Below are 12,434 nucleotides of genomic sequence, written 5' to 3' on the forward strand. Positions count from 1 at the left end.
TTATTATTTATTTTTTATTTAAATTCACTATAGAGGTTGGATTTTCATTCTGCTTTGATTGAGAAATCAAAATATTAATAATTTTTATTTTAATTTGAATTGAAAATAAAGATTAAATGTCAGGATTTATTTTAGAGTGTGAGATTGTACAAAAACACGCGTTATGGGTTGGAGTGGTGAAATTTTATCGTAAATGTAAAATATTGATGGCAGGTTTTGACGTAAAATAATGTTCGTATTTATACATTGATTTATTTTTTATGAGGCTAAATCATCCTATTTCAATCATGAAATAAGATTAGTCTATTTGCGTACATCTTGTAGCGACTATTTTTTATTAAGGTAATGCAAAATAAATTTTTTCTCCGCTTCACTAAAGATAAAAAAACTTAATAAACTAATCTCAAAATAATCGGCGTATTGTTTTAGTTTATCGACGGGAATTCGATCTTTTCCTTTTTCATATTTCAATTGTTGAAGTTCGCAAACACCAATTTCATCAGCTAATTCTTTTAATGATAAATGATGATGTTCGCGAATCAGTTTTATTTTATGTCCAATAATTTCGGATATTGTATGATTTTCGCTCATAGGAAATCCTCAATGACAGTATATTGACAGATGATGGTTATCGAGCATCGATATTCAATTAGTGCGGATTTTTGATGATATTTTATTGATAATCAATATTAACCAATGAAAAGTTAACACGTTTTTTCGCGTGTTAACTTAATTAAATCATAGCTGCTAGATGGTAAGCTTTCTAGAAATTAATCTTCGATACCCAGCTCTTTTAATTTTCGCGTTAGGGTATTTCGCCCCCAGCCTAATAAACGAGCTGCCTCTTGTTTATGCCCGTGAGTATGTTTAAGCGCGCAATTGAGCATGGTTTTTTCAAGTAATGGCATGGCATCATTAAATAAGTCTTGCTTGCCTTCGCTTAAGGCGGACTCAGTCCATTTTTCTAATAGATCAAACCAAGTAAGGTTAGGATCTTGAGGGGAGATAGAGGATAACGCGGGATCTTTCGCTGACTTGTTGGATTCTTGCTTAGCAAACAGATCGCTCGGTAAATCTTGCGGAAGCACCTCTTGGCTAGCTGCCATCACGGTTAACCAGCGGCAGACGTTCTCCAATTGGCGCACATTCCCCGACCAAGAATAACGTTGAAGAATTTTAATGCTGTCAGGATGCAGAACTTTGCTTTCTACCCCTAACTCCTTGGCAGTATTTTGCAAAAAGTAATGGGCGAGGCGAGGAATATCTTCAACGCGCTCACGTAATGGCGGAAGTTGCACGCGGATAACATTCAGTCGATGGAATAAGTCTTCGCGGAATAACCCTTCTTCCACACGCTTTTCTAAATTTTGGTGCGTTGCGGCGATAATCCGCACATCGACCTTAACAGGGGTATAGCCACCAATTCGGTAAAATTGCCCTTCAGCCAGTACTCGCAATAAGCGCGTTTGCACATCCAGCGGCATATCGCCGATTTCATCGAGGAATAGTGAACCTCGATTGGCTTGTTCAAAACGTCCTTGGCGAACTTGGGATGCGCCTGTGAAAGCTCCTTTTTCATGACCAAATAGCTCGGATTCAATTAAATCTTTTGGAATAGCCGCCATATTTAAGGCGATAAAAGGTTCTCTGGCTCGCGGGCTGTGTTGATGCAAAGCGTGGGCAACTAGCTCTTTACCTGTACCTGATTCCCCATTGATAAGCACACTAATCGAGGAGCGGGAAAGACGCCCAATGATCCGATACACCTCCTGCATGGCAGGGGCTTCGCCGATCATCGTTGACGAAATCACCGCGGCTTGCGGTTTATCGCTAGCAGCATTGTTTTGTTCACGGATATAGTTTTGTTCACGGCTGTGGTTTAGTGCGCGTTCCACTAAGGCGACGGTTTCATCAATATCAAAGGGTTTAGGAAGATAGTCAAAAGCGCCAGATTGATAAGCGTTAACGGCGGCATCTAAATCGGAATGCGCGGTCATGATAATAATCGGCAGTAATGGGTGGGACTGTTTTAGCTGGGAGAGTAAAGCAAGTCCGTCCATGCCCGGCATGCGAATATCAGAGAGTAATACGTCAGGGCGGTCATTGTCGAGGGCGGCAAGCACTGCATCGGCGCTGTCAAAACAGGTGCAATTAAGTTCGGCACTGTTGAGCGCGCGCTCCAGTACCCAGCGGATTGAACTGTCGTCATCAACAACCCAGATTTTTCCCTTCTGCATGGCTATCTCCTATTTTTTGATGGGTAGATAAATAGAAAACGCGGTGTGACCCGGCCAACTGGTAAACTCAATTTTCCCCGCATGTTGATCCACTAAGCTGCGTGCAATAGATAAGCCTAAGCCGGTGCCATCAGGGCGACCACTAACCATCGGGTAAAATAGCGTATCTTGGATAGCAAGTGGAATACCGGGGCCGTTATCTTCAATATCAATCCGTGCAGCCAGCCTATAGCGCTCCCCTTGCAGCATCACTTGGAATGCAGTGCGAGTACGTAAAGTGATGGTGCCACCCGTATCGCCAAGAGCTTGCAAGGCATTACGCGTGATGTTGAGCAGCACTTGCTCCACTTGATCTGGATAATATTCAAGGTCGGGGAGGCTTGGATCGTAATCGCGAACCAGCGTGACATTGTCCGGTTTTTCTAACCCGACTAAGCGCATCACATTTTCCACACTATGATGGATACTTTGCTCGGTTTTTGGTCCCGGATATTGAGGACCTAGTAGCCTATCAACCAAGGCGCGTAGGCGGTCGGCTTGCTCAATAATCACTTGGGTATATTCGTTTAGCTGCGGGTCGGGCAGCGCCTTAGACAATAATTGCGCCGCGCCACGTAATCCCCCTAATGGGTTTTTGATTTCATGAGCAAGTCCACGGATCAATTCACGGGCAGCAAGCTGCTGGGCATTTTGCGCTAACTCTTGGCTAAGGCGTCGCTGGCTATCTAATTGGGACAGTTCGACAAGAATAAATTGGTCGGATAGGGGCTGGGCGCTCAAAGACATCATGTGGGAATGGTTATTGAGGACTAGCGTGACTTCATTTTCGGTAAAACTATGGCCTGTTTTGAGGCTGTTGAGCATTTGCTCATCATTTAATGAACAATAGTTGAATAGCAAAGGGAGCGGAGTGCCGTAAAGCTTACGGGGACTTTGTGCCAAAATTTGTAAGGCGGCATGGTTGGCATAATGGATGATTAAATCGTAATCCAGCACTAATACGCTGTTAATTAAGGAATCGAGGAGATGTTCGGGGACAGGTAAATGCTCGGCTTTCATGTAATATTGCTCCTGCACTATTTTGGTGCATTATACGTTATTTACTGATTAACCGATACGTCGAAGCCAATATTTGCTGTTTATCACTCGGTGCAGAGAAAAGGCCCCATCCAAAGATGGGGCAAGTGCTTCACGGCAACAAAGACTATCAGTGGAACGGCGTGTTACGCACTGTAGTACATTTCAAATTCGAGTGGGTGTGGTGCCATACGAACGCGTTGGATATCAGCACGTAGTAATTCGATGTAAGCGTCGATAGCATCGTCAGTAAATACACCACCACGAGTTAAGAACTCACGGTTTTTATCCAGTTCAGCCAGTGCTTCTTCTAAAGAACCCGCAACTGTTGGGATCTCTTTGGCTTCTTCTGGCGGTAAGTCATACAGGTTTTTGTCCATCGCATCGCCCGGGTGGATCTTGTTGATGATGCCATCAAGACCCGCCATTAACTGAGCAGCAAACGCTAAGTATGGGTTAGCTGCTGGGTCTGGGAAACGAACTTCGATACGACGTGCTTTTGTGCTTGCAACCACTGGGATACGGATAGAGGCAGAGCGGTTACGTGCAGAGTAAGCCAGCATGACTGGTGCTTCAAAACCTGGGACTAAACGCTTGTAGGAGTTAGTCGTTGGGTTAGTGAATGCGTTCAGTGCGCGAGCGTGTTTGATGATACCGCCGATATAGTACAGCGCCATCTCAGATAACCCGCCGTATTTGTCGCCTGCAAACAGGTTCACGCCACCTTTAGATAAAGACATGTGGCAGTGCATACCGGAACCGTTATCACCAACTAATGGTTTTGGCATAAAGGTTGCGGTCTTGCCGTATGCGTGTGCAACGTTATGGACAACGTATTTGTAAATTTGAGTCTCATCCGCTTTTTTGGTCATGGTGTTAAAGCGAGTTGCGATTTCGTTTTGGCCTGCAGTTGCTACTTCATGGTGGTGAGCTTCAACCACTAAGCCCATCTCTTCCATTGTGGTACACATAGCTGAACGTAAATCTTGTGATGAGTCTACTGGTGGTACTGGGAAGTAACCGCCTTTCACAGCTGGACGGTGACCTTTGTTTCCGCCTTCGTATTTAGTGCCAGTGTTCCATGCGGCTTCGATATCATCGATGTGATAGTAGCTGCTGTGCATGCTGTTACCGAAGCGGATGTCATCGAACACGAAAAATTCTGGTTCAGGCCCAAATAACACCATATCCGCAATGCCGCTAGAGCGCAGGAAATCTTCAGCGCGTTTAGAGATAGAGCGAGGGTCGCGATCGTAACCTTGCATAGTGCCCGGTTCTAAAATGTCGCAACGAATGATTAAGGTATTATCGGCGTAGAATGGGTCTAACATTGCGGTAGATGCATCTGGCATCAATACCATGTCAGACTCGTTGATGCCTTTCCAGCCACCGATGGATGAGCCATCAAACATTTGACCTTCTTCAAAGAAGTCTTCGTCAACTTGATGAGCAGGGATAGTGATGTGTTGCTCTTTACCTTTAGTATCAGTAAAACGCAGATCAATAAATCTTACATTGTGCTCTTCGATTAACGATAAAACATGTTTAGCGGACATTCTCGGCTCTCCTGGTCGGGTCTAATCAACTTACGCAGCAATTAAGGTGTGCATGAGTTGGTTTATCTGGCTTCGCAAGATTAATGATTATTTCATTAATCTTATTGCAAGCTCTCTAGGGTTATATAAGCGAAAAGCGTGCCAACTTTTAAAATCATCGTAAATGGGGATGATGACAAGAAGATGGCAATGATTAGGCTAAAAAACAGTCTATCACTGCGCTGTATTGGTGCAAGGAAAAGATTTATTGCACCAATATGGTGCGGCAAATGGAGGGCGGAAACAAAAACGGCGTAGTGCTATTGATTGGCACCACACCGTGAGTATTTTTAGAGATATAAAAAGGTTTATTCGTCATTACTGTCAGTTAATAACGCATTCACCTCTTCAATCTGTTTGACGGCATCATTGATGATCGCCGCAATTTGATGAGTTTGTTCTTCATTTAATTGCTTGAGCACCATTTTATGGCGGAGCAAGGCTTTAAAACGGCTCACTGCCATCTCGATATCTTCCGATAAGTTGCTGCCTTGCTGTAGCTCACGGGCTTTCGCTAATTTACGGCTGATAACGGCTTCAGTTTCTTTATTCTGCTCGAGGTGTTCAGCCCCTTCTGGAGTAATAGAGAAACTTTTGCGGTTACGCTCGACAATGTTCGATTCCAAAAAGCCTTGTTCTTCTAATAGCGTTAAGGTTGGGTAGATGACCCCTGGGCTTGGTACATATAAGCCATTAGATGCTTCTTGGATGTCTTTGATGATTTCATAGCCATAGCTTGGTTTTCTTGCCACTAAAGAGAGCACCATAATGTGCAGATCTCCATGGTCAAATAGGCGACGTAAGCCTTTGCCGCGCCCACGACGGCCTTCGCCGTGGCAACCTTCACCGTGTCCACGACCCTGACGGCCTTCGCCGTGTCCATGACGACCCTCGCCGTGACAACATTCCCCGTGGTCATGACCATGGCGATGTTCTTGGTGCTCGCCATTATGGCAGCAGCCACCGTGTCCTCGTTGATGTTCGTCATGATGTGAGGCATAAACATGACGGCATTGATGTATTCTCATAGGAACCTCTGTTATTATTTCGATATATCTAAATTGCGTTATAGGTTCACTTTATTCCGATATATCTAAACTGTCAAATTAGATATATCTAAATAATGAAAAATGCATTGAAATGAGTGATAGACGAAGAAAGTTTATTTTTTATTCTTTTTTTCGGCTGCTAATATTTCCTTTTTAGCGTATTATCCTGCCACTTTGTGATTTCCTAGTGCTGATAATTGCTATTTTTTTGAGCATCTTTGCACGACGACGCAACTGAATGTTTTTTAGCTAAAAACTTTTTTAATAGTGATGGCTTTCACATTTATTCCACTTGTGTGGAAAAACGTGTAAAATAACAGCAAATTAACGTAGAAAGTATGCTTTGGGCATTACAACAACTCATAAAGCATATTCCTTTCCTGTCAATTAAACGGTAAAAATCCTTGTCAATTCAAAACTTAAGAAACATCGCCATCATCGCTCACGTTGACCATGGCAAGACAACACTGGTTGGTAAATTACTGCAACAGTCCGGCACTTTCGGTGAACGTGAAACTGTTGATGAGCGTGTTATGGACTCCAATGACTTGGAGAAAGAGCGTGGTATTACAATCCTTGCTAAAAACACCGCTATCCAATGGAATGGTTATCACATCAATATCGTAGACACCCCAGGTCACGCCGACTTTGGTGGTGAAGTTGAACGTGTTATGTCCATGGTTGACTGCGTTCTGCTGGTTGTTGATGCGATGGACGGCCCAATGCCACAAACACGCTTCGTAACGCAAAAAGCGTTCGACCACGGTTTACGTCCAATTGTTGTTATCAACAAAGTTGACCGCCCAGGCGCACGTCCTGATTGGGTTGTTGACCAAGTATTCGACTTATTCGTGAACTTAGGTGCTACGGATGAGCAATTAGATTTCCCTATCGTTTATGCATCTGCATTAAACGGTATCGCGGGTCTTGACCATACTGATATGGCTGAAGACATGACTCCACTGTACGAAGCTATCGTGGAACACGTTGAGCCACCAAAAGTTGATCTGGAAGGTCCATTCCAGATGCAAGTTTCTCAGTTAGATTACAACAGCTACTTAGGTGTTATCGGTATCGGCCGCATCAAGCGTGGTACTGTTAAACCTAACCAACAAGTGACTGTTATCGATAGCGAAGGTAAAACTCGCAACGGTAAAATCGGTAAAGTTCTGACTCACTTAGGTTTAGAGCGTATTGATTCACAACAAGCTGAAGCGGGCGACATTGTTGCACTGACTGGTTTAGGTGAACTGAACATTTCTGACACTATTTGCCAAGTGGGTAACGTTGAAGCACTGCCTGCGCTGGCGGTTGATGAGCCTACAGTTAGCATGTTCTACTGTGTTAACACCTCGCCATTCTGTGGTAAAGAAGGTAAGTTCGTTACTTCACGTCAAATCCTTGACCGTCTGAATAAAGAACTGGTTCACAACGTTGCACTGCGTGTTGAAGAAACTCAAGATCCAGATGCATTCCGCGTTTCTGGTCGTGGTGAGCTGCACTTATCTGTTCTGATCGAAAACATGCGTCGTGAAGGTTTCGAATTAGCTGTTTCTCGTCCAAAAGTTATCGTTCGTGAAATCGATGGCCGTAAACAAGAGCCATTTGAACAAGTGACTTTGGATGTTGAAGAACAAAACCAAGGCGACGTGATGAAAGCGTTAGGTGAGCGTAAAGGTGACCTGCGTGACATGATGCCAGACGGTAAAGGTCGTGTACGTTTAGACTACATCATTCCTAGCCGTGGTCTGATTGGCTTCCGTACTGAGTTCATGACTATGACTTCAGGTACTGGCTTACTGTACTCTACATTCAGCCATTACGACGATGTTCGCCCAGGCGAAATCGGCGGCCGTCAAAACGGTGTTCTGATCTCTAACGGTCAAGGTAAAGCAGTTGCATACGCACTGTACAGCCTGCAAGATCGCGGTAAGTTATTCTTAGGTCACGGTGCTGAAGTGTATGAAGGCCAAATCATCGGTATTCACTCACGTTCTAACGACCTGACTGTTAACTGCTTAACCGGTAAAAAACTGACTAACATGCGTGCGTCAGGTACTGATGAAGCGACAACTCTGTCACCACCTATCAAAATGACTCTGGAGCAAGCTCTTGAGTTTATCGATGATGATGAATTAGTTGAAGTAACTCCGCTGTCAATTCGTCTGCGTAAGCGTCACTTGACAGAGAACGATCGCCGTCGTGCTGGCCGTTCTAAAGAAGATTAATCGTTAGTCTTTGAATTAAAATAGAAGGTGCCAAATATGGCACCTTTTTTTATGCACAAAAATCGAGCGATAGACAAATTTAGTTATATCAGCAGATAAAATTTGTTTATCCAGACACAAACACAGTTCCTCTAGCCAATTTGCTTAATCGATAAATTGAAAAAATAACCTTAATAATCCTCAATTAGGGCTGTTCAGTTGCCTCAATAATGATTAAAGTAAATTTAATGAATAACTAAGAGGACAATTTATGCTGTATATCTTCGATATGGGTAATGTGATTATTGATATCGACTTCAATCGTGTGTTTGATAAGTGGTCTGAACTGAGTGGTACCCCAAGTTCAGAAATCAAAAAACGATTCACTTTTGGCAATATCTTCCAACTCCACGAGTGTGGCAAAATTTCAGATATCGAATTTGCTGAACTGCTTTGTGAAGAATTGGGTATTACCCTAAGCTTTGAAGATTTTGCGGAAGGCTGGCACTCAATTTTCATCTCACTAAGACCAGAAGTCATTGATATTATGGAACGTCTGCGTGAGCAAGGTCATCGCGTTGTCGTGTTATCTAACACTAACCGCCTGCATCTTGATTATTGGCCAGAACACTACCCTGAAATTGCAGCGTCCTCTGACTTCCTGTATCTATCCCAAGATTTAGGAATGCGTAAGCCAGATCCAGAAATTTTCAAATATGTTCTGGAATCTGAAGAATTTGAAGCAGCTGATGCGGTGTTCTTTGATGATGTAGAAGAAAACGTAAAAGCAGCTGAAGCACTTGGTATCAAAGGTGTTCATGTCTTGAATAAAGACACCGTTCCTGAATATTTTCGCACTTACGACTTTAGTGCCGAAGTCGAATAATCCAGTTCTTAATAAGGAGTAACGGCGACGTTACTCCTTTTTTTATCGAGTACCCATGATTGCATTAATCCAAAGAGTCACTCACGCGAGTGTGGTTGTTGATGAAAAAACAGTAGGGCAAATTGGCCCTGGCCTTTTAGTTCTGCTCGGTGTTGAAAAAGACGATGATGAGCAGAAAGCAAAACGCCTTTGTGAGAAAGTCCTTGGCTATCGTATTTTTAGCGACGAACAAGGCAAAATGAACCTTAACGTACAACAAGCTGGCGGAAGCTTATTAGTGGTTTCGCAGTTTACGTTAGCCGCAGATACCAAGAAAGGGATGCGCCCAAGTTTCTCCGGTGGCGCGGAACCGACGAAAGCGGATCAGCTGTATCAATATTTTGTTGAGCAAAGCCGTGCACAAGGCATTGTGACAGAAACGGGTGAATTTGCGGCAGACATGCAAGTTAGCCTGACCAATGATGGACCCGTCACTTTTTGGCTGCAAGTGTAGAAAATCGTTTAAAGGAGGGGGGAGAGATGTACCATCTACGGACACCAAAAGATGAACTTGAATTCGCCGCATACTACCAATTTCGCTGGTCAATGCTGCGAGAACCGTTCAAACAACCCCTTGGCTCTGAAAAAGACGGTTATGATTTAACTGCTCACCACCAAATGGTGGTTGATGAAAAAAATCGTATTTTGGCCATTGGGCGCCTATATATTAATGCCGATAACGAAGGCGCTATTCGCTTTCTCGCCGTTAACCCTGTTATGCAAGGCAAGGGCTTAGGCAAACTGATTATTATGGCGCTTGAAACCATTGCAAGGCGTGAAGGCGTTAAACGCATCGTTTCCAGTGTGCGGGAAGAGGCAGTACCTTTCTTTGCCAAAATGGGCTTTGAACGTCGTGGTGAAGTCACTGGGGAGCTGAAAACCCCTGTTCGGCACTATTTGATGATCAAACCGATTGAAACCCTTGACCAAATTCTTCATCGCCCTGATTGGTGCGGTGAGCTTCAGCAAGCTTGGCACAAGCATATTCCATTGAGCGAAAAGATGGGTGTACGTATCGAACAGTACACTGGAAAGCGCTTTGTCACGACGATGCCAGAAGCAGGGAATCAAAATCCTCATAATACGATTTTCGCTGGAAGCCAGTTTTCCCTCGCCACCTTAACTGGCTGGGGAATGATTTGGTTGCTGCTGCAAGAGCATCAATTAGGCGGAGAAATTGTTCTGGTAGATGCCAATATTCGCTATGCAAAACCCGTTAGTGGACGTCCAACCGCAGTGGCCGATCTCTCACATCTTAGTGGGGATTTAGACCGTCTCGCCCGAGGAAGTAAAGCGCGGGTAAAATTGGAAGTGCATGTGAGTAATGCAGAAAACCAAGTAGGAGCGGTATTTAGCGGTGTATATATGGTGCTGCCAGAAACGAAGAAAGTGAAAAGCGAATAATGTCTTTAGGTGACTGACTGTTTTTAGGTTATTCACTGAAAAAGCAGGCAATCCGAAGGGATGAGCCTGCTTTTTATTGCTTATTGATTCACTGCTTTATTGAGTAACCATATCAGGAACATGCCTATCAACAGGGTAGGTATTTTCTGCTGGTACAGTTTGTGATTCTGGCTCGGCTTGGGGTGGCTCTACGGTAGCAATGCCAGGCGCCACATGACCATCAACTACAGTACGCAGTTGATCGCTTCCTTGAAGTGGCTTAGCGGTTAATTTTCCATTAAGGCTAGATGCCGGAGGCGATGCCAGTAAATTCCCTTGTAATGACGCCTCAAAATCCCCCCACATCTGCGGTGAAAAGCCTGACCAGCCCCACTGGTTTAAATTACCTAAATCAATGTTGGTGCCTGATGCGCGTAATTCAAAAGGTACTTTATTTGGCTCTTGCTGTGCCAGTAAACCGATTTTTGCGATACCACGGTCAACGCTGCCGCTGAGGCTGGCTGCGGTACGCCCATTATTTCCTGCTATTTCTAAAAGAGGACGGCGGATCATCACTTGATTGATTGTACCTGCATCAGCATTGAAGGTAGCTTGTCCCTTCCAAATTCCCCATTGTTTTTGCTTGATGAGGTCAACATAGTGAATGTTGCCGCTTAACGCGGTAAATTCGAAGGGAAACTCAGGTTGAATATTCATCAGCAAAGATTGCGTGACGGTGAAATTATCAATGGCAAATATGGATAACCACGCAGGTGCGGGTTGAGCAAAGAACGACAGCCAATTATCAGGCAAGGTATACAGAACCCCAGCGAGCGTCCCTTCAGTGATAGTCAGTGATTTATCATTACGTTGCCAAATCGCACTCAGGTTAAAAATCCCTTTATTGTAGTAGCCGGAGAGCTTATCAATATTGAGGTTATCACCATCAATGTTCAGCTCACCGATGAGCGTATCAATTTGTTGGTCTTGGATAACCAATTGATCGACATTGAAATTAATATGGCTTTTCGGGCTGCTCCAACTCCCTCTCACCAAGGCAATTTGATCGACTTCGCTACTCAGACCTGACAACGCCCAATCACGTCCTTGAATATCTACATTGGTCAGCTGTAATTGGTTGATTTGCAAAGTTCGGTCACTATTTATCGCATCAAACAGCCCATCAAAGGTTAAGTCATTCTGCCAGCCCACTTTATTCATCGATAGGTTATCAATGGTGATAGAGCCGTCAGCAAACCACTTTCCTTTACCCGTGATCGCACCATTATTCAGGTAGCCGCTGATTTGGCTAAAGTCCGTCACTTTTTCTTGTAATTTTCCCGTGATCGCAACATTTCTAAAAGGGAGGGAATTCAAGGTTAACTGGCTGGTGGTAAAGCGAAAATCACCGTAACCAAATGGATCTTCAGTTGTCGGTTTCCATGGGGTTATACCCCCTGTAAACCCTGCGACTTGAACAGTGTTTTTGCCTTGAGTTAATTGAATCTGGCTATTTTCAAATTGCAGGACTTTTGCTGAAAGCGGTAGTAGCGCTGTAGCATCGGTAAAGTTCGCAGATAAGTTGCCTTGGGTGATGGTTAAGCGTTGAATGGCTTCACCACTGAAAATATGTCGCCAATTGATATCCACCACAATTTGCGGAGCGTCTAATTCTAGCTGCTTGTTGCTTGATTCAATCTTAATGTCTTGGAAAATAAATTTACCCGGCTCTGAGAACTGATGTCCCATAATGCCGACGTTAATATCGTAAGGCGTAAATTTACTCAGAAGTTGGCTGGCGTAACCAGCGCCCCATCGGGTTTGCAAGGCAATATAACTGGCAAGAAAGATAATCAAAAGAAGCAGAAAAATATAGCCGAAAAAACTCAGTAACCTTTTCATGTTTGTCTGCTCCCTTATCAATCAGATAAAAATAGAAATTGCCGATATGTTTAATATAT

At 43.9% G+C, this 12,434-nt stretch carries 10 protein-coding genes; 4 read left to right on the forward strand and 6 right to left on the reverse strand.

The genetic code is table 11. From position 1 onward, the window contains the following. Positions 1-327: 327 nt before the first annotated feature. From GKR74_RS01790 to GKR74_RS17940, 5 genes are all read right to left on the reverse strand, one after another. A complete protein-coding gene (locus GKR74_RS01790) occupies positions 328-591 on the reverse strand; it encodes a helix-turn-helix domain-containing protein (RefSeq protein WP_154602276.1) in 264 nt (87 codons plus the stop codon). A 179-nt stretch (positions 592-770) separates the two neighbouring features. Further along, the gene (glnG, locus tag GKR74_RS01795; RefSeq protein ID WP_154602277.1) at positions 771-2,237 is read right to left on the reverse strand and encodes a nitrogen regulation protein NR(I); all 1,467 of its coding nucleotides are present in this window, start codon (positions 2,235-2,237) and stop codon (positions 771-773) included. Between the two features lie 9 nt (positions 2,238-2,246). Then, complete coding sequence (glnL, locus tag GKR74_RS01800; protein WP_154602278.1) at positions 2,247-3,296, reverse strand: nitrogen regulation protein NR(II); 1,050 nt, start codon at positions 3,294-3,296, stop codon at positions 2,247-2,249. 164 nt (positions 3,297-3,460) lie between these two features. Further along, complete coding sequence (glnA, locus tag GKR74_RS01805; RefSeq protein WP_108478721.1) at positions 3,461-4,870, reverse strand: glutamate--ammonia ligase; 1,410 nt, start codon at positions 4,868-4,870, stop codon at positions 3,461-3,463. A 347-nt stretch (positions 4,871-5,217) separates the two neighbouring features. Continuing rightward, the gene (locus GKR74_RS17940; protein ID WP_230089112.1) at positions 5,218-5,937 is read right to left on the reverse strand and encodes a PadR family transcriptional regulator; all 720 of its coding nucleotides are present in this window, start codon (positions 5,935-5,937) and stop codon (positions 5,218-5,220) included. A gap of 425 nt (positions 5,938-6,362) precedes the next feature. Between GKR74_RS17940 and typA the strand changes: the two genes are divergently transcribed. The 4 genes from typA to fabY all read left to right on the forward strand — a co-directional run bounded on the left by typA (position 6,363) and on the right by fabY (position 10,494). Beyond that, positions 6,363-8,186, forward strand: a complete 1,824-nt coding sequence (typA, locus tag GKR74_RS01815; protein ID WP_154602279.1) for a ribosome-dependent GTPase TypA — start codon at positions 6,363-6,365, stop codon at positions 8,184-8,186. A 250-nt stretch (positions 8,187-8,436) separates the two neighbouring features. Next, positions 8,437-9,051: a glucose-1-phosphatase gene (gene yihX / locus GKR74_RS01820; protein WP_036948558.1), complete on the forward strand. Its 615-nt coding sequence runs from the start codon at positions 8,437-8,439 to the stop codon at positions 9,049-9,051. A gap of 55 nt (positions 9,052-9,106) precedes the next feature. Further along, positions 9,107-9,544, forward strand: coding sequence for a D-aminoacyl-tRNA deacylase (gene dtd, locus GKR74_RS01825; protein ID WP_154602280.1), 438 nt, complete (start codon positions 9,107-9,109; stop codon positions 9,542-9,544). A gap of 26 nt (positions 9,545-9,570) precedes the next feature. After that, entirely contained in the window at positions 9,571-10,494 is a 924-nt protein-coding gene (gene fabY / locus GKR74_RS01830) for a fatty acid biosynthesis protein FabY (protein ID WP_154602281.1), read from the forward strand. A gap of 96 nt (positions 10,495-10,590) precedes the next feature. Here the strand turns inward: fabY and GKR74_RS01835 are convergent, their stop codons facing one another. Further along, positions 10,591-12,375, reverse strand: coding sequence for an AsmA family protein (locus GKR74_RS01835; RefSeq protein WP_154602282.1), 1,785 nt, complete (start codon positions 12,373-12,375; stop codon positions 10,591-10,593). Between the last annotated feature and the right edge of the window lie 59 nt (positions 12,376-12,434).

The sequence above is a fragment of the Providencia sp. wls1914 genome (genome assembly GCF_009706645.1).
Lineage (GTDB): Bacteria > Pseudomonadota > Gammaproteobacteria > Enterobacterales > Enterobacteriaceae > Providencia > Providencia zhijiangensis.